The sequence below is a fragment of the Planctomycetia bacterium genome, from assembly GCA_015075745.1.
Taxonomy (GTDB): Bacteria; Planctomycetota; Phycisphaerae; order UBA1845; family UTPLA1; genus UTPLA1.
Genome location: JABTTW010000002.1, coordinates 426246 through 445697, shown reverse-complemented (window position 1 = coordinate 445697; position 19452 = coordinate 426246). Strand labels below are relative to the sequence as shown.

Annotated in this window: 12 protein-coding genes; 5 read left to right on the top strand and 7 right to left on the bottom strand. The window is 62.8% G+C overall.

Annotated features, from left to right (window positions below):
* The first annotated feature begins 118 nt into the window (after nt 1–118).
* Nucleotides 119–571, top strand: coding sequence for an MOSC domain-containing protein (locus tag HS101_15375; GenBank protein MBE7507650.1), 453 nt, complete (start codon nt 119–121; stop codon nt 569–571).
* Between the two features lie 279 nt (nt 572–850).
* Here the strand turns inward: HS101_15375 and HS101_15370 are convergent, their stop codons facing one another.
* On the bottom strand, nt 851–3115 hold the full coding sequence (locus tag HS101_15370) for a serine/threonine protein kinase (GenBank protein ID MBE7507649.1): 2265 nt from the start codon (nt 3113–3115) through the stop codon (nt 851–853).
* Between the two features lie 2 nt (nt 3116–3117).
* Nucleotides 3118–3696 carry a sigma-70 family RNA polymerase sigma factor gene (locus HS101_15365; protein MBE7507648.1) on the bottom strand — a complete coding sequence of 193 codons (579 nt, stop codon included), beginning with the start codon at nt 3694–3696 and terminating at the stop codon, nt 3118–3120.
* A 265-nt stretch (nt 3697–3961) separates the two neighbouring features.
* On the opposite strand from HS101_15365, the gene HS101_15360 reads away from it, so the two are divergent.
* A complete protein-coding gene (locus HS101_15360) occupies nt 3962–5929 on the top strand; it encodes a hypothetical protein (protein MBE7507647.1) in 1968 nt (655 codons plus the stop codon).
* A gap of 29 nt (nt 5930–5958) precedes the next feature.
* Here HS101_15360 and HS101_15355 read toward each other — a convergent pair whose 3' ends face one another.
* From HS101_15355 to HS101_15345, 3 genes are all read right to left on the bottom strand, one after another.
* Entirely contained in the window at nt 5959–7608 is a 1650-nt protein-coding gene (locus HS101_15355; protein MBE7507646.1) for an NAD-dependent malic enzyme, read from the bottom strand.
* A 350-nt stretch (nt 7609–7958) separates the two neighbouring features.
* The gene (locus HS101_15350; GenBank protein ID MBE7507645.1) at nt 7959–8420 is read right to left on the bottom strand and encodes a PTS sugar transporter subunit IIA; all 462 of its coding nucleotides are present in this window, start codon (nt 8418–8420) and stop codon (nt 7959–7961) included.
* 71 nt (nt 8421–8491) lie between these two features.
* On the bottom strand, nt 8492–10477 hold the full coding sequence (locus HS101_15345) for a hypothetical protein (GenBank protein ID MBE7507644.1): 1986 nt from the start codon (nt 10475–10477) through the stop codon (nt 8492–8494).
* A gap of 287 nt (nt 10478–10764) precedes the next feature.
* Here HS101_15345 and hutU point away from each other — a divergent pair, with 287 nt between their 5' ends.
* Nucleotides 10765–12435, top strand: a complete 1671-nt coding sequence (hutU, locus tag HS101_15340; protein ID MBE7507643.1) for a urocanate hydratase — start codon at nt 10765–10767, stop codon at nt 12433–12435.
* 42 nt (nt 12436–12477) lie between these two features.
* On the opposite strand, the gene HS101_15335 is transcribed toward hutU, so the two are convergent.
* On the bottom strand, nt 12478–12888 hold the full coding sequence (locus HS101_15335) for an ankyrin repeat domain-containing protein (GenBank protein MBE7507642.1): 411 nt from the start codon (nt 12886–12888) through the stop codon (nt 12478–12480).
* Nucleotides 12889–13716: 828 nt separating this feature from the next.
* Between HS101_15335 and HS101_15330 the strand changes: the two genes are divergently transcribed.
* On the top strand, nt 13717–14871 hold the full coding sequence (locus tag HS101_15330; protein ID MBE7507641.1) for an HD domain-containing protein: 1155 nt from the start codon (nt 13717–13719) through the stop codon (nt 14869–14871).
* Nucleotides 14872–14879: 8 nt separating this feature from the next.
* Here HS101_15330 and HS101_15325 read toward each other — a convergent pair whose 3' ends face one another.
* A complete protein-coding gene (locus HS101_15325; GenBank protein MBE7507640.1) occupies nt 14880–16976 on the bottom strand; it encodes a tetratricopeptide repeat protein in 2097 nt (698 codons plus the stop codon).
* 384 nt (nt 16977–17360) lie between these two features.
* Here HS101_15325 and HS101_15320 point away from each other — a divergent pair, with 384 nt between their 5' ends.
* Entirely contained in the window at nt 17361–19244 is a 1884-nt protein-coding gene (locus HS101_15320) for a 30S ribosomal protein S1 (GenBank protein MBE7507639.1), read from the top strand.
* Nucleotides 19245–19452: the final 208 nt, after the last annotated feature.

The following is a 19452-nucleotide window of genomic DNA, read 5'->3' as shown; positions in this document are numbered from 1 at the left end:
ACCAGCATTTTTGTTCCATCGATGTAGCCGCTCGAAGGCGGGCAGCGTCGGGCATATCATTGCCGGATCGCCTGGGGCGGCCGGGCGCGGTGCGGTTTGATATTGATGGAGCCATCGCATGGAGAGTGATCTGGTCGGCGCTGTCCTGGGCATTGCCCTTCGATACCAGGACAAGGGGAAGATGCGCGAGGTGACGGAAGTTTCCGGCGTTGAGAACGGCGGATTGGAGGGGGACCTTGCCTCGCGGCCGGATCGCGGGGTGACTTTGATCGCCTCCAAACAGTGGGAGCAGGCGACCACGGAGCTTGGAGTGGACCTGCCGTGGTACACGCGGCGGGCCAACATTCTCATCGATAGCGAAGGTCTGGGCGGGCTGATCGGGAAGCGGATTCGGATCGGGGAGATCGAACTGAAAGTGAATGATGAGACACGGCCGTGCGAGCTGATGGACCGGCTGGAGCCGGGGCTCAAGGATGTGCTGAAACCCGATTGCCGCGGCGGCGTGAATGGGCGGATCGTGAAGGCGGGGCGCGTGCGGGTCGGTGATGAGGTGCGGATTATTGGTGAATGACGAAGGTGACATAAGGTGACACAAGCCTCGCGGGGAATGTGCCAACGCATGTGGCGGGCGCGAGTTAGAGTGTCGCGAGTTCTTGGGTGGTTTTTGAGGAAAAGGGCCTGAGACTTGTGGCATGGGACTTGAGGTTGGGAATGTCGGGGCGGGGGACATTTCGCGCAGCCTTGCGGGTCGTGGTTGGATTGATCTCCAATTATAAATTTGATGCTCCATGTGCGCGCCTGAAAGGGGCGAAGCAGGGCGCGATGGTGGCACGATGAAGCGGATGGGAGCTTAGGGAGAATTGCCGGCGGTGGGAGGAGGGGGCGATGCGGCGAGGGTGTTCATTTCTTTTTTGATGTCGGCGGCGAGTGTGGTTGAGACGTCGGGGTTTTCGGCGCAGCCCTGGAGGGCGAGGCGGAACTGCTCGCCGGCGTCGTCGGGCCGGTCCATGGACTTGTAGATTCGGGCGAGTACGTGGCGGGCGATGATGACGTCCTTGTGTGCGCTGCCCAGAGTCCTGGCGAGGGCGGCGACGATACCTACCTGAAGTTTTTCAGCTTCATCGAGGCGGCCGACGGCACGAAGGCCGGTGGCGAGGCGCGAGCCGGTGATGAGGGTGGTGACGTGATCGGCGCCGAGGGTTTCGCGGCTGGCGTCGTAGGCCTTTTGATAGAGGATCACGGCCTCGTCGGGCTTGTTCCTGCCGGCGAGCTGGGTGGCGAGGTTCACGGTCATGATGATGGTGTGCTTGTGGTTCGGACCTTGGACGCGGGTTTGAATGGCCAGGGTGCGTCGCAGCATGGCCTCGCCTTCTTCGGCGCGGCCGGTCCAGCCGAGAAGGTTTCCGAGATTGTTCATTGAGGTGAGGGTGTAGTGGTCCTCCTCGCCAAGCAGGCGCAGGCGTCCATCGAGGGCGCGGCGGTAGAGGACTTCGGCCTCGTCGCTGCGGCCCTGCTGAGCGACGGTTTGCCCGAGATTGTTGACGGCCTTGAGGGTGTCGGCGTGATCGGGGCCGAGTTTGGATTCCCAGAGGTTTAGCGCCTGACGGAACTGGTCTTCGGCCTTGGCGAAGTTGCCGAGGTTGTAGTAGATCGAGGCGACTTCGTTGCGGACGGCGGCCTCGGCGAGGGGCTTGTCGGCAAACATGACGGCGATCTGCGCGGAGGCCTGATCGACGAGGTCGGCGACGGGCAGGGGGTGGCCGGACTTGTCGGCGTTGGCGGCGGCGAGGAGCTTCATGAGGAAGTCGTTGGTGATGAAATTGTTAATGGCGAGGGCCTTGTCGGCTTCGTACTGAGAAGCGGCGGCGGCGCTGCGGGCCTGACGGGCTTCCAGGCCGTACATGACGATGCCGGTGACGAGGGCCGCGACGGTGGTCAAGGTACCGGCGACGACGGCGCGATTTCGGCGGGCGAACTTGCGAAGCTGGTAGAATTTTGTGGCCGGCCGGGCGTGGACCGGTTCGTGACGCAGAAACCGGCGGAGATCGGCGGCCAGTTCGGCGGCGGATTGATATCTTCGGGCGGGGTCTTTTTCGAGGGCGCGGGCGAAGATGGTGTCGAGGTCGCCGCGCAGGGCCGGATTGACGATGCCGAGGCGCTGGGGGTCATCCTGCTCGATGGCGCGAATGTATTCACCGACGGAGCTGCCCTTGCGGTCGTGGGGCAACTTGCCGGACAACAACTCGAAACCGAGAACGCCGAGGGCATAGACATCACAGCGGGCATCGATGTCGGCGGGGTCGCCCTTCAATTGCTCGGGGCTCATGTATCCCAGTGTTCCGACGAGTTCGCCGACGGCGGTCTGCATGGTGGTTTGGAGATTGGCGTCGATGACGCGGGCGACGCCGAAGTCGAGAATGATCGGTCGGCAATGGGCGCGGGCGGCGGCGGCGGTTTCGTCGATCCGGGGCTGGTCGGAGACGAGGATGTTTGACGGCTTCAAATCGCGATGGACGACACCGCGCTGGTGGGCGTGCTGAACGGCGTCGCAAATCTCGAGCAATACTTCAAGCTGAAGTGGGATGGTTTGCAGGTGGTCGCCGGCGTATGCGTGCAGCGGCTTGCCTTCGACGAGCTGCATGGCAAACCACGGCTGGGCGCCGTCGCCGAGGTCGAAGGTGCCGGCGGCGTAGACGTGGGCGATGCCGGGATGCTGGAGACGGGCGAGGACTTCGGCTTCGTACTCGAGACGGCGGAGTGTGGAGGGCGTTGCGAATCCGGGTCGCAGGAGTTTGACGGCGACGCGGCGATGGGGCCTTTCCTGCTCGGCTTCGTAGACGACGCCCATTCCGCCGGCGCCGATTCGGCGGAGGATTTTGAATTCGCCGAGTTGTCGGCCGACGAGCACGTCACCGGCGGTTGGGGCTGCGGCGGCGGTTCCGATCGGGGTCTGGAGAAACTCACCTGAATGGGCGTGAAGGTGGAGCAGGCGCATCACTTCCGCGCGGACGGCAGGGTCGGCGCAGTGAGCCTGCACGAACGATTCCCGCGTCGCCTCGGGCTGATCGAGGGCTGCGAAGAAATGATCCTTGGCCTGTCGCCACAGGTCCGACATTTTTACCGACCTTCCAATTGGCCGCGGAGCCATGCCCGAGCATGGGCCCACTCATATTGGATAGAGCGACGGGAGACGCCGAGAACGGCGGCACATTCGTCGTTGGTCATTCCGCCGAAGAAGCGCATTTCCACCAGGCGAGCCTGATTGCGGTCGTGTTCGGCGAGGCGGTGGAGGGCTTCGTCGAGGGCGAGGAGGTCGGTGGCGCTGTTGTCGAAGGCGGCGACGGCGTCTTCGAGGATTTGCAGCGGGCGTCCGCCTCCGCGCTTCTGGGTCTTCGCGGCCCTGGCGTGGTTAACCAGGATGTGGCGCATGGCGAGGGCGGCGGTGGCCATGAAGTGTCCGCGATTCTCGAATTGGCCGGAGTCGGCGTCTGTTCCAAATAGTCGCAGGAATGCCTCGTGGACGAGGGCGGTGGGCTGGAGGGTGTGGTCGGGCCGTTCCTGTCGCATGTAGCCGGAGGCGAGGCGGTGGAGCTCCTCATAGACGAGGGGGAAAAGCTGCGCAGCGGCGTCCGCATCGCCCTTGCCGGAGGCGGCGAGCAGCTTGGTCAGGTCGTCGCGCCCTTGCTCGGGAGTCATGGAGCCGCCCCCAGATGGAAAAATAATGGGAGAATTGCCTGCACCCTACTCACTTGATTCTTGCCATTACTGATGAGGATCGCAAGTCTCGGGCGGAGAATCGCGCGAGGGTGGGGTGCCGTCGGGGGCACCCTATCCACGCCGCTTGTGTCGCTTTTACTTCGTGCGAGGGAGTATTATGGGAAAAATAAGCAAATTACCGGTTGGAATCGCGGCTTTGGCGTGTTGTGCGGCTTTACTGATTTCGACTTTATCAAGTCCGGTAGTGACGGCCTGCAACGTGGAATCGAAGGCGCGGAAGATTCGCAAGGCGCTGGCGCGCGGTGATCTGGCGGCGGCGTGTCGGGCGATTCGACAGTTTCGCAGCAAGTATCCGTTGACGCCGCTTCCGCCGGACTCGCCGTCGGATGATGAGTGCGCCGAGGATGCGATGACGGACTCGACCGGCAACGGCGGTCGCGGTCGCGGCGGCGGGATGATGGGCGCGGGTCCGCCCGGTGGACCGATCGGCGGGAAGATCTTCATCTTCAACGGCGGGAATCCGACGGACTGTTTCTACTATGAGATTCTGCCTGATCCGGCGAATCCGCCGGGATTTTCGCTGCCGTTTCCGTCGGGCGCGGTCAGCGTGCCCAATGGCACCACGACGACTGTTCCGCTGACGGTGATCGTCGCGCCGGGCGTGCCGGATGGTACGTGCGCGTTTTTCGATGTCGTGATTACCGATTGCGGGAACGGCGAGGAGATTCCCGGGGATTATCAACGGTTCAAGGTGATCGTTAAGAACGGGGTCCAGGTCACCATTGCGCAGACGAATTTCACGGTGGTGGACGGCTCAAACTTCACGGCGCGGTGGACGGTGAAGAATCTGACGCCGGCCCCGGTTGTTTTGCCGTACACGTTTTCCATGCCGATTGATCCCGGTTCGTTCCCGGAGAAGAGCGACGGCTCGATGGTGGGCATTCCTGACAGCTTCAGCGAGCCGCGCGCGGCAGGGGGCGGGGGTTCGATCTCGCTGGCGGCAGCGGGCGAGGCGGGGGATGAAGGAGACATCGAGTGGGACATGGTACCGGGCGAGTACTGCGACCCGGCGATGATCAGTTGTTGTGCGCTGGAGATCGCGGGGGCGGTTTGCGATCAGTGCTTCGTGAATGTCGCGGAGGTGAGTTTGCGGCCGTGCTGTCCGGGATCGCCGTTCTTGATTCAGGGTACGACGCAGGGTGGCTCGGTGGACGTCTTGATCGACGGTCAATTGTTGCCGGTGCCGACGGCGCCGGGGATGACGGCGGAGCAGGTGGTCGATGCGATTGCCGATGCGGTGGCAGACCATGCGCATGTGACGGACAATTTTAATTTTGCGGCCGATCCGCAGTTTGACGAGATCGTGCTGGCGCGGCGCGGCGGCCTGCCGGCGCAGTTGATTCGCAACGACCCGGGGCTGTTCATCACGGACCTGCCGATGTTCAGCGCGTTTGACTTTTTTGATTTCACGCCGATGGCACCGGTGATTCGCGGCGATCTGCCGGGCGTCAGTGAGTTTCACGTGGACATCCAGATCGTCTCGCTGTCGCTCAACTCGGTTCAGCCGATCACGGTCGTCACGGACAATGTGTTTCTGGCCAGCGAGCCGGATGTGGGCGGGATGAGCGCGCTGCGGGGCCGGCAGAATTTCCAGGGGCCGATTTACAACCCTGGAAATCCGATCACGGTGCAGATGGACATTCAGCTCAGCACGAATCTGCCGCTGCTGAACATCGCCGGTCCGCCGCAGTTGGACTTCGACCCGCTCGCGGCGAATGTGCCGGCGTTTAACGTTCATGTGCCGGTCAGCCTGGACGGCGGATTCGTAGAATTCGACCTGTTCATGGAGGTCGCCCCCAGCGCGGTTGACGGCGGGGGTAATTCGGTTCCGTTGCCGATCAATCCGGGGATGGTGTCGGTTGCGCCGATCGGGGCGGGCACTTTGCGGGTGCAGTACCAGAGCCAGGCGCTGGCGCCGCTGTTTGCGGTTCAGAATCAGGTGTATGCATCGGCGGGGGCGTCGGTGGCGCCGTCGGTTTGTCCGTTCGCGCTGGGCGATATGAACGAAGACGGCGCACCGTCGGGCATGGATGTTCAGGGATTCATCGAGTGCATGATCTCGCCGGGCCCGCAGTGTGCGTGCGCCGACATGGACCAGAACGACACGGTGGACGAGGTCGACATGGGACTCTTTGTGGATGCGATGCTCTAGGCGGCGGCCGATTGCGAGCGAGTCGTGGGCTACTCGTACTCCGCGTACTCGGGTGACCAGGTTGCCGAGGCGACGAAGCGCTCCACATCGTCGTCGGGAATGATGCGGCCCTGCTGGTGGTCGCGGGCGGCACGGATGACGGCTGCCGCGACGCGGGCGCTGACGGCGCGGAGGTCGGAGACCGGCGGGAGGATGGCGCTGCGCTGCAATCGGTCTTCGCTGATGCAATCGGCGAGAGCATCTGAGGCGGCGAGAAACAATTCATCGCTGACGGTTCTTGCGTCGGCCAGGATGCATCCCAGACCGATACCCGGGAACACGAAGGCGTTGTTCGCCTGGGCGATTTCGTGGGTTTGACCGTTGTGTTCGACGGGGTCGAACGGGCTGCCGGTCGCAATGAGGGCGCGGCCGTCGGTCCAGCCAATGGCCTCTGCCGGGGTGCATTCCGATTTGCTGTTGGGGTTGCTCAGGGCCAGGATGATGGGCCGATCCACATTTTCTGCCATGGTGCGAACTATCTGCTCGGTGAACAGACCGGGTTGCGCGGTGGTTCCGATGAGAATGGTGGGGCGCACCTTCTGGACGACATCGAGCAAGTTGAAGGGCCCATTGCCGGTGAATCCAAATTGCGCGCAGTGCTTTTGTCCGAGGGCGAATTCACGCTTGGGAGGATCGTGAATGGTACGGCCCTCGAAGAGCAGGCCCTCGTGGTCGAGAAAGACCATCGAGCCGGCGATGGCGTCCTCGGGGGCGCGGGCGGCGCGCAATGCGGATCGGCACAGGCGTCCGAAGCCGATGCCGGACTCTCCGGCGCCGGCGATGACGATGCGTTGTTTTTCCAGAGGTTCGCCGGTGATGCGCAGGGCGCCTCGAATGGCGGCGAGTATGACGGCGGCGGTTCCCTGGATGTCGTCGTTGAAGCTGGTGATGCGTCGGCGATAACGATCGAGCAGTCTGAATGCATTGTTCTTGTGAAAGTCCTCCCACTGGAGGACGGCGCGCGGGAAGACCTCGGAGAATCCCTCGACAAAGGCCTCGATGAATTCGTCGTATGCCGAGCCGGTGAGGCGTCGGTGTCGGTAGCCCATGTAGTGCGGATCACCGATTAGATCGGCGTTGTTGGTTCCGACGTCGAGGCTGATGGGGAGACAGCGCGCGGGATCGACGCCTGCGCCGGCGCAGTAGAGCGTGATCTTACCGACGGGAATGCCCATGCCGCCGGCGCCTTGATCTCCGAGTCCGAGGATGCGCTCGTTGTCGGTGACGACGGCGAGTCGCACGTCTTCAGCGTTCTCGGCGTTTCGCAGGACTTCGGGAATGTGATGTATGTCTTCGGGGGTGAGCCAGAAGCCGCGGGGGCGCCGGAAGATGTGGCTGTAGTTCTGGCAGGCCTGTCCGACGACCGGGGTATAGACGATCGGCATGAGTTCGTAGAGATGCTCGATGAGCAGCCGGTAGAAGAGGACTTCGTTGCGATCGAGCAGTGCGATGAGGCCGACGAATTTTTCCAGATTGTCGCGCTTGGAGCGGAGATGCTCCAATTCGAGCGCGACCTGCTCGTCGATGGTTCTCATGCTGGTGGGGAGGAGGCCGCGGAGGCGGAGGCGCTGTCGTTCTTCGGGAGTGAAGGCGAGGTCTTTGTTCCAGCGCGGCTCGCGGAGGAGGGCTGCTCCCGTCAATCGGGACACTCGACGCCTGGAAGGGCCCGGGTTTGTTTTGGCGCTGATCATCGCTTCGTCTCCAGCAGTTATGTGGATGGTGAATCCACCGGGTCTCGACGACGAAGACCGAAGCGGATATGGCAATCGCCCTTCGCACAACGAGACCCGTTGGCATGGGATGCAAGGGGTGTGCCACAACGGATCGGAAACGCGGGGTGGGTTAAACGGCGGGTCGAGCGGCCCCGGGCCTTAGCTGCGTGCGGCCGATCGACGGAATGACCGCAGATTCGGGAATTCTTCCGTGCTTGATGCGGATTCCCGCCCGACGCGGGGGTGGATTGCGCCGGCAGTGAGGGCCTTGGGGCCGGTCAATTTTCAGCGTCGTTTTCGGTGATGACCTGGTAGAGCTCGGCTGCGGTGGGGGCGGTGAGGATCTTGTCGAGGACGCTGGCGTTGGTGACCAGCCGGGAAAGCTTGGCGAGCGCCTGAATGTGCATGCTGGTGGCGCTGATGGGGCTGGCGAGGAGGGCGATGAGACTGACGGGCTTGCCGTCGATGGCCTTGAACTCGATGGGCTGAGCGGTACGGCCGAGGGCGACGACGAGCTTGTCCACTGAATCCGACTTGGCGTGAGGAATGGCGAAGCCGCGGCCGATGCCGGTCGATCGCTGGTTCTCCCGGGTGAGGACGGATTGAAGAAGCGGCTCGCGCGCGGACAGCAGGCCGGCGGCATCGATGAGGTCGATGAGTTCGGTGATGGCCGCCGTCTTGTCGGTGGCGACAAGCGGGATCTTCACCAGATTCGGCGTCAGATGTTCTGTGAGCTTCATGCTCCGGTTTCCACAAAGGGGCACAAAGCCGGGCATGTTAACTCGCCATCGAGTCGGGAACAACGGCCAATTCAGGGATTCATGATCTTGTCGGTAAAAGCCTGCACGTCGGCGCCGTCGGCGAACAGGGAGCTGTTCATGTCGGCGGCACAGATATGCCGCGGGTCGGCATCGAGGCCGAGAAGGACATCCACGAAACCCGGAATGTCGTCCACGGTGACCTGCCGGTCGCCATCCACGTCGCCCTTGAGCTCGACGTTAAAGGGTACGGGGTTGCCGATTTCGGCCATCTTGACGGGCGCGCTCTTGCCGTTGGCGAGCCAGAGGTTGTAGGCGACCTGTCCGCGATTGTTGGGGTTGCCGGGGAAGGGGTTATTGTCGCGGAGGAACTCGATGTACTCCTTGGTGGTGGCCTGGTAGGAGAGCGTCACCTTTGCACCGACGGCGTAGGGGGGAATGTCGAAGTAGGTGTCATCCCAAAATTGGCCGTCGGCATAGGCGTAGGCGACGGGATTGGCCTGAATGGCGGCGAATTTCAAGTTGGTAAAGCCGCGCGGGGGGATGCGGTTGTCCTTGAAGATCTTGTTGGTGAGGACAAAGTGACTTGCCGGCCCCGGCGTGCGACCGAGGGTTGCGGCGAGGGCTTCGTCGAGGCCGCCGTGCATTTCGTAGACTTTCGTCGTGCCCGTGTCGAGCTCGGCGGTCGTCGCATCGTAATACCCACGTACCTCCATCGGCGTCACGTAACTGGTGCAGTCGAAGAACTCGACGGTGACGAAGATTCGGCGTCCTTCCGGGTAGCCGCTGGGCAGCTTGTGACCGGTTTGATTGATGACGCGGACGCGGAGCTGGTCGGTGCCGGGCGTTTGGGAGTCGTCGAGCGCGGTCTCCAGGTCGGCGGCGCTTCCCAGCATGGCGATATTGCGCGCCTTGTTGTCGGCGAGCTTCGAGACCTTGGAGGCGTTCAGCTCGTTGAGGCCGGTAGGGCCATATTGCTGGGCGATGGCGTCGAGTTGCCAGGTGCTGGCTCCGCTGAGGAAATGGCGGGGCAGATCGGGCCGTGGGCCGCTGACGAACTTGCAGCCGTACCCGGTGTCGAAGGGCATGTGGCAATCCTGGCAGGTGGAGACATAGGTTTGTCCCGGCCCGCCGAAGCGTCCCTGCATGTCGACGCCGATGCCGACGGCGAAGTCGCTTCGCAGCCACTCGCTGTAGGTTCTTTCGATGGGAACCATGTCGTACTTGTTGCCGGTGGGGTGGGCTGTGCCCGTTGCATTCGGGATGAATGACGTGCCCATGGCGTCATATTTGAAGTGGGGCAGGCTGACGTCGTGACAGGTGGAGCAGATCTCGGAGCGGCGGTGGAGCGGCGAGTAGAACGCGTCGTGATAGAGCTCGCAGTCGGCCTCGCCGGGACCGGCGGGCTGTCCGATGGGCGGCAGCGGGAAGGGACCGCGCCGGCGATCGAAGGGGTCGATGACGTAGTTTCCATTTCCGTTGTCGCCGGGCATGCTGGGCATCCCGCGATCTGCCGACTGATTGGGAGCGTCAGCAGCGAGCGCGGCGAGGATGGCGGCGTCGGCGGCCGGTGCGTCGCCGAGGGTGTTGAAGGGATCCACGAGGCGATGACAGAAGCTGCAATTGATGCCGTCTCTGTCGCCGGCGTTGATCAGATTTCCGTTGGTGGGCGTGGAGCGGCCTTCGAGCCAGGCCTTGGGGACGTGACAGCGGATACAGATATCTCCGGAACCGGGCGCGTCGGCCTCGGCGATGTCGAGGCAGGCGTAGAAGAGCGGGTCGCGCGCGGCCTGGGACATGAGGCTGCCGGTCCAATCGTCGAAGATCGGTACGGGATCGCCGACGCCGGGGACGGTGCCGCCGTGACACGACTGGCAGCTACTGGAACTGGCGAAGAGGTCGGTCAGGCCTCCCGGTTGCGTGCCGGGCATCCTGAAATTCAGGATGTTGGTGCTCATCGGGACCTGGGCATGGAGGAGCGAGGCGCGAACGCACATCACCGAAACGACAAGAATGGCAGACTTAAATCCCGCTCGCATGGAGGCTCCCGCTCCTACCCATCGGAACTGCGCGGCCGCGCATTTTCCAAAAAACAAGGGTAGATGAGGTGGCGGGAATTCCTTCCGAGCGCAAGGCGCGCGGGCACCCCTCACTGCGATCTGACCCTTTGCTTATAATAGGCCATCGGAGCGTCACGAATCAATCGTGACCGGGCGAGCGTCTCGTTTTGCAGGTATTGTGACGGTGGATTATGAGTCGCAGCGGCGATGGATCGTGGAGCGAGACTCCCCGTATCCGGACCGGCGCGAGAGCCTGGAGTTAGATCATGACGACCACGCAACAGAGGCCATCCACCGCACGAACCATCCACGCCCCGACCGGGACGCAGCTTTCCTGCAAGGGCTGGCATCAGGAAGCTGCCCTGCGGATGCTTCATAACAATCTCGATCCGGACGTCGCGGAGGACCCGGCGAACCTCATCGTCTATGGCGGGACGGGAAAGGCGGCTCGATCGTGGCCGGATTTCGATCGCATCGTGCGGGGCCTGCGCGGACTGGCAAACGATGAGACGCTGCTGGTGCAGAGCGGCCGGGCGGTGGGCGTTGTGCGCACGCACGAGATGGCGCCGCGCGTGTTGATATCGAATTCGATGCTGGTTCCGCATTGGGCAAACTGGGACGAGTTTCGCCGGCTGGAGGCGATGGGCCTGACGATGTACGGCCAGATGACGGCGGGGAGTTGGATCTACATCGGGACGCAGGGGATTTTGCAGGGGACGTATGAGACATTCGGGGCGGCGGCGCGGCGGCACTTCGGCGGCGATCTGGCGGGGCGGCTGGTGGTGACGGCGGGCCTCGGCGGCATGGGCGGTGCGCAACCGCTGGCAGCGACGATGCAGGGGGCGGCGTGTCTTTGCGTGGAGGTGGACTCGCATCGGATTGAGCGACGGCTGCAGACGAAGTATCTCGACGAGTCGTGCACGGATTTGGACGATGCCCTGTCGCGCGTTGAGAAGGCGAAGCGGGAGCGGCGGGCGCTTTCGGTGGGCCTGCTCGGCAATGCGGCGACGATTCTGCCGGAGATGGCGCGACGGGGAATCACGCCGGACCTGCTGACCGACCAGACGAGCGCGCACGATCCGCTTGCCGGTTATGTGCCGCACCAGGTTTCGTACGGCGAGGCGCTGAAGCTGCGAGCGAGCCAACCGGAGAAATATGTCGAAATGTCGATGGCGTCGATGGGGGCGCACGTGCAGGCGATGCTGGACATGCAGAAGGCCGGGGCGATTACGTTTGACTATGGCAATAACATTCGCGCGCACGCGAAGCAGGCGGGGGTTGCCAAGGCGTTTGATATTCCCGGTTTCGTTCCGGAGTACATTCGGCCGCTGTTTTGCGAGGGATCGGGGCCGTTTCGGTGGTGCGCGCTATCCGGCGATCCGGCGGACATTGCCGTGACGGACCGCGTGATTCTTGAATTGTTCCCGCAGAACGAGCACCTGGCGCGGTGGATTAAGCTGGCGGGCGAGCGAGTGAAGTTTCAGGGATTGCCGTGTCGCATCTGCTGGCTGGGCTACGGCGAGCGGGCGAAGGCGGGGCTGGCGTTTAACGAGCTGGTGCGGAGCGGGAAGGTGAAGGCGCCGATCGTGATCGGGCGCGATCATCTGGACTGCGGCAGCGTGGCGTCGCCGAATCGCGAGACGGAGGGGATGAAAGACGGCAGCGACGCCATCGCCGACTGGCCGATTCTCAATGCGCTGGCGAACACGGCCTGCGGGGCGAGCTGGGTGAGCGTGCACCACGGCGGAGGCGTGGGGATCGGCTACTCGATTCACGCGGGGATGGTCTGCGTGGCCGACGGGACGAAGCTGGCGGACGCACGGCTGGAGCGCGTGCTGACCTGTGACCCGGCGATGGGGGTCTTTCGGCATGTCGACGCGGGGTATGAGCGCGCGGAGGAAATCGCGGCGCAGCGAAACGTACCGATTCCGTCTTAAGGGCGCGCGGAGATTCGCGGGCTCGTTCGGCGGAGTATCCGCTTAGCTTTTTCGTGCCGATTCGATGCTTCGGAGAAACTCCAGCACCGGCGCCGCCTCGCTCCGGCCGGCTTCGGCGTGGCGGATCAGGGGAATTCCGTGTGGGCCGGGAACGGAGAGCGTGTCAGGGAAGGCTTCGAAGACGGCCTTCACGACTTCGAGCTTGCCTAGCATGGTCGCGGCGAAGATGTCGAGTCGGGCATTGTTCGCCAGGAGAAATTCGGCGATGTCCCGACGACCCATGTGAGACGCGCCGCCCAGGGCGGTTTCCCAGTCGCCACCGCTCCAGTCGTGAGTCGCATTGATCAGCGACGGCTTTTCGGCGAGGAGCTTTTTGGTCTTTTCCAAGTCGCCGTGCGCAGCGCCGACGAATTCCCGGACGAGATCAAGGTCGAGTCGGGGGCCCTTTTCCACTTTCTTTTTCGCGGGAGGGTAGGCCGGCTTGGGAGATGCATCGTCCTCGGCCCAGGCAGCTTTGCCGGTTCCGAGGATGATTCCTGCGGCGGCCAGTTGGCGCACGGCTTCGCGGCGCGAAAGATTGGGAGTCATTTCTCAACTTCCTTTCGAAAAAGCGTGGCTCGCGCTGTGCATTTACACACACTGAATTTCAATGGCCCATCGCTCCGTCCGATGGATTTAGACGGGTCGGTTCCAATCCTTCCTGCAGGGTCAGATATCACAAGAAGGCCGGCGCCGGCTCAATTGCGCGATGGGCCGTAGGTAGATGTCGCTGCCATGTCTATTCCTTGCGTCATGTGAAATCGCATCTGCATTCCGTTTCGTCCTTTGAGTTGGGTGATGGTTTGCAGATTGTGAAGCCTGCGCTAAGAAAGGAGTCCCTGCTCGCTCTTGTCAGGCGACTGCCGCCTTCGAACATCATTTCGGTTTCGAGTTTCTTGTAATCCTGCGCGGTGACATAGAAGTGAATGGGGGCGGGAAGCGACGTGAGGGGAGGAATGAGCCGTACGGCAATCAGCGGCAGTTGGGATGCCTGATGGCGACTTACCGGGACTCCTCTTTTTGGGGTGGGACGATTTGAGACCCGTGCTCGACTATCGGCTCGTTAAGTGAAACGCCACCGAGGCGCGCGACTTTCTCGGAATCCCCGGATGATGGCAGGGTCCGACAATTTGCGGCGCTCGCATAGGTCCGCAAAAGCATCCGAGGGGACTGTTCGTTTGCGGGATTGTCTTCCGAGAGTCCGAGCAGTTATCCCATTTTGCCGAATTGTATCCTTGCAACGTGACTCTGATTGAATCGACAGTCCCAGTCAGCGGGCAGCGGTCCGGGTGCGGCCACGAGCGCCAGGAGCGGTGGCTCTCCGTTCTCATGCAGGTGAGCCGGGCGATCGGCTCCACGCGCGACAGCCGCGCACTGATGCGGACGATCATCGAGCAGGTCACCTGGGCGTTCGACGCCGATCGGTCGTCTCTTTTTCTTCACGATGCCTCGAAAGGTGAACTTTGGACCGAGGTGGCCGAGGGGCTGGAGCATTGGCCGCAGCAGTTGCGAATCGCCGCCGATCACGGCCTTTGCGGGCGGGTCTTTGCGACGCATCTGCCGGTGTGCGTTCACGACACGCACGACGAGGCCGATTTCGCGCGGGCCATTGCATGCCGCACGGACTATGCGCCGCGTTCGATGCTTATCGTTCCGATCCTACAGGGACCGACGAAGTGCGTTGGTGTGCTTCAGGTGATGGACCAGCGGATCGGCCACTTTCGGCAGGACGATCTGCCGCTGTTGGAGGCCATCGCGGTACAGGTGGCGATTTCGCTGGAGAACGCGGGGCTCTATCAGGCGCAGCGCCGGCAGTTCAACAGCTTTGTGGAGTCGCTTTCGACGGCGCTGGATGCGCGCGATCCGCTGACAGCGGTGCACTCGGTCAACGTGGCGAATTACGCCATGGGCATCGGCACGGTGTTCGGTCTGCCGCCGGAGGAACTGGAGTGGCTGCGGATCGCCGGGCTGGTGCATGACGTGGGCAAGATCGGCGTTCGCGAGGCGGTGCTGACGAAGCCGGGCAAGCTGACGACGGATGAATTCGAGGAGATGAAGCGGCACGCCGTTCACTCGCGCGTGATTCTGTCGAAGATCGAATTCATGGCCGACCTGCAAGGGCTGGACTTCATCGCGGCGGCGCACCACGAGAAGCTCGACGGCTCGGGATATCCGGACAAGCTGGTGGGTGAGCAGATTCCGCTCAAGGCGCGGATTCTGGCGGTCGCGGACATTTACGACGCCTTGACGCAGACGCGGCACTATCGGCAGGGCATGACGATGCACGAGGCGCTGCGGCAGCTCGACCAGATGACGCCGCATCAACTTGATCGGCGATGCGTCGCGGCGCTGCGGGCGTTTCTGCGATGCGGGCCGTGGCCGATCGATCACGAATAAGACTCAGACTACGGCTGAAGACCATCTCCCGCGCGCTCTTTTTTGCTGCGCAGCCGTCCCAATCCCACCTCAGCGGGCTTGCAGCTCGGATCGAGGTGCAATGCAGACGCGAATGATCGCTCTGCCGACTCGTGATCGCCGGCCTTCAAGTACACCGTTCCCAGATTGGCGTGGAGCATTGCGTTGTCGGGGTGCCGCGATAACGCAGAGGTGAAGAGCTGGATCGCCTCGTCGGTATTGCCGAGCCGGGCCAGCGTGGCGCCGAGGTTATTGGTGGCCTCGAGGAAATCGGGATCGAGTGCGACGGCTATCTTGTACTCTTCGACGGCCTCGTTCCAGCGGCCGGCTCGAACGTGCAGGTTTCCGATGGCGTGATGGGAGACGGCGTTGTTGGGGTTGTGACGCAGCGCGACTTCGTAATGAGCGATCGCCTCATCAATATGCCCGTGTTTGGCCAGCAGGCGGGCGTACTTTTCGTTGGCTTCCGGGTACTCGGGATAGATTCGCAGCGCGTCTTCATAATGCTGTGCGGCCTCCTCCGCGCGGTTTAATTCTTCAAGCACGAGGGCGAGGTTGAAGTGGGCCTGGTAGTAGTTGTCGGAGAGGCGAATGGACTCCTCGTAGTGAGCGATCGCTTCTTCAAATCTGCCGAGCCGGGTCAGGGCGGTGGCGAGATTCTGTTGGGCCTCGGCGTGGCGGGGGTTCTTCTCGACGGCCTTCTGCAATACGACGAAGGCCTCGCTGTCCTTTCCTTCGAGCATGTAGGCGATGCCGACGTTGACCATGGCGCGGATGTTTTCGGGTCGCTTGGCCAGCGCATCCTGCCATAGGCCGAGATCGGTTTGATAGACGGCGTTGCGTTGAATCGTCAGCACGCCGAGGGTGACGACCAGCGCCGCGACTGCCACGGGGACGAATCGACGCGCGATGTCGGCGGGCATGCGCTTGAGGAGCATCGCGATGAGACACACGGCCGATACGCAGACGACGGCGAGCGGCAGGTAGAAGCGATGCTCGAAAATGGGGTCCATCATCGGGAGGACGCTTGAGGTCGGGGCGAGGATTATGAAGAACGCGCTGCCCGCGATGCCCCAGGCTGAATTGACCGCGATGGCTCGCACGGTTGCGACAAAGATCGCGGCGACGAGGATCAGCGGCGGCACGATTTCCATGGCTGAATTGGCGATGGGCCAGGCATAGTCGATGCACAGGCCGGTGGGCCAGAGCGCGAGCCGGAGGTAATGCACGATGACGCCGAACTGCGTCGCGAGGTAGGCCAGCGGCTGCTGGGCGGCGGTTCCGAAGCCGGCGGCGTCGGGCCGGGGTGAGTTGAGGACGAGGGCGATCTGGATGAGCATCGTGCCGGCCAGCGCCGCGTAGAAGAGGGGCCGCTTTCGCAGGGCCGCTGCGAACGAGCCGGCGAAGAGGGTGCGATCGAAGAGCCAGACGAGGACCGGCGCGGAGATGGCGACCTCCTTGGTCCCCATCGCCAGGGCGCATGCGACGACGGATGCGACCGGCCAGAATCTCGAACGCGAGGCGTGCAGCGCGCGCAGAGCACAATAGATCGTCAGCAGGTAGAACATCGCCATCAGCGATTCGGCGCGCTGAATGACGTAGGTGACTGCCTGCGTGCAGAGGGGATGAGCGACCCAGAGCAGCGCCGCGGCCAGCGCTACTCCATTGGCTTTGTCGCCGAGGGTAGGCTTGAGCTTTTCGGTCAGGAGGGTTCGCCGGACAACGCCGAAGAGGGCCAGGGCAGCGCCGATGTGAATGAGGATATTGGTGACGTGGTAGACACGGACATCCAGGCCGCCGATCGCGTAATTGATCGCCAGGGAGAGACTGAGAATCGGCCGGCCGTCGACGGTGGTTTTGGCCGGGGCATGGAGGGCGTTGGTCAGCGGCCATAGCTCGCGGATGAAGACATTTTTGGCGATGGACTCGTCATCGTCGAAGACAAAGGGGACGCTCAGGCTATTGGCGTAGATGGCGCCCCCGACGGCCGCGATGAGCAGAGGCGGGAGCCAGGGCGGCATCCGGCGTTTGCCGGCGGCGAAGGGATCGGCGACCAGGGCCGGGGCATTCTGGGGGGGTCGTTTCATTTGACGATTCGTCTCTTTGTGCGCGGGTCCTGCACGGCCAATCGGTGCGGCGATCGGCGGATCATAAGGGGGCTGAAAATCCGCGGGGATGGCGCATCCATCGAGAGGGTCATTTCGAGGGAACCGTCGGCCGTTGTGCTGTTTGCCACCTCCTGATATCACCGATATACTGCAGGATTCCCTTGAACCGCTCGAATGGAATCCGCGGCACAGGTCGCGGGCGGTTGGGGTGCCGTAAATTCACCAGGACTCGTCACGCCTGCCGGCGCGACGGGTCGCCTGCACGGCGGTCGCCCACTTCACAACGGCCCCGAAGCAGGAAATGACAAAGATGCGCGCCGTCGCCTGCGTGGGATGGGTCGGCCAGAGAAAGACGAAAGAGACATGCTGCGAATTGACAACGACATGATGTCCCGGATCGACGTGAGTGACGAGGAGCTCGATCAGGAGCTGGCGGCCCTGGGCGGGAGTACGACCGACACGGCTGTTCTGGAAAAGGCGATCGGCACTTCCTGCGAAGAATACACCGCGGACACGATCCTGAAGGGAAAGATCATCGGTATCAGCGGCTCGGAAGTCGTTGTTGACGTCGGCCTGAAGAGCGAAGGATATATTCAGCTAAGCGAGTGGGACGATCCGAGTGAGATCGATCCCGGCGATGAGATTGAAGTGCTTCTCGAGTCGATCGAGTCGGACACCGGCGTGGTGATCCTGTCGAAGCGCAAGGCCGATCGCATTCGCGGCTGGGAGCGCGTCCTCGAAAACTGCCAGGAAGGCCAGAAGGTCAGCGGCAAGGTCACGCGAAAGATCAAGGGCGGCCTCTTGGTGGACATCGGCGTGCCGGTGTTCCTGCCCGCAAGCCAGGTCGATACGCGGCGGCCGGGCGATGTCGGTGAGTTCATCGGCAAGACGATCGAGGCGGTCGTTTTGAAGATCGACACCGAACGCCGCAACATCGTTATTTCTCGCCGCAAGTTGATCGAGGTCGAACGGGCCGAGTCGAAGTCGAAGCTGATGTCGGAAATCGAGGTCGGCCAGATTCGCGAGGGAACGGTCAAGAACATCGCCGACTTCGGCGCATTCATCGACCTGGGCGGCATCGACGGCCTGCTGCACATCACCGATATGAGCTGGGATCGGATCGGCCATCCGAGCGAGCTGCTGAAAATCGACCAGAAGACGAACGTCAAGGTCCTCTCGATCGACAAGGACAAGGAAAAGATCGCCCTGGGTCTCAAGCAGACGCAGGAGAATCCGTGGGACGCGGTCGAGGCCAAGTACCCGATCCAGACGAAGGTCAAGGGCAGCGTCGTCAACATCACCAACTACGGCGCCTTCGTGAAGCTCGAGGGCGGCATCGAGGGACTGGTTCATATTTCCGAGATGTCCTGGACGCGGCGAATCACGCATCCTTCCGAGATGCTCTCGGTCGGTCAGGAGATCGAGGTCATTGTTCTGGAGATCAACAAGGCCAAGCAGGAAATCTCGCTGGGCATCAAGCAGACCGAGACGAACCCGTGGACGCGGGTCGCCGAGAAGTATCCGCCGAACACGGTCGTTTCCGGCAAGGTGCGCAACCTGACGAACTACGGCGCCTTCATCGAGATCGAGGACGGCATCGACGGCCTGCTGCACGTTTCCGACATGAGCTGGACCAAGAAGGTCAGCCATCCTTCGGAAATGCTCAAGAAGGGCGACGAGGTTCGCTGCGTCGTTCTTTCGGTCGATCAGGAGAAGCAGAGAATCGCCCTGGGCCTCAAGCAGCTCACCGAGGATCCGTGGCTTCACGCGGTTCCGGATCGCTACATCCCGGGCATGATCGTGCAGGGCAAGGTCACCAAGATCACCAACTTCGGCGTTTTCGTGGAACTGGAGCAGGATCTGGAAGGATTGCTGCACGTCTCCGAGTTGACCGATCACCGCATCGAAGACCCTCACCAGGAGGTTCAGATCGGTCAGGAGATCGAGGTCAAGATTCTTCGCGTGGACACCGCCGACCGGAAGATCGGCCTGTCCAAGAAGCGAGCCGACTGGGCCGCCGACGCGACCACCGAAGGCGGAGAAAAGAAGACCGGTCCCAAGGCGCGCCGCGGCGGCCTGCACGGCTCGACCGGCGAGGAAACGACCGACATTATCCACGGCACGGTGCTCCTGAACGATCCGAATGTGGAGAAACCCGTGCCAGCCGATGCCGGCGAGCCAACGGAGGCAGCAGCCGAGGCAGCCGAGGCAACAGATCCAACCGAGGAGACTGACGAGGCATCGTAACGATCCGTCCGGAGGAGAACGCCGAGTCACGTGCGCCGGATTGATCGGCGACGGCACAATAAGCAGCAGGGCCGCCTGGCAAGCGGCCCCGGCTTCTTAATGACTGCCTGCCGGCGCGGAATGTTTTCCCCCGTCCTAGAATCCGTCGTCCGAGAGTCGTTCCCCCTTTGGCGGCAGGCGATCCTTTGGTTGTCGAGCGATTTGAAGC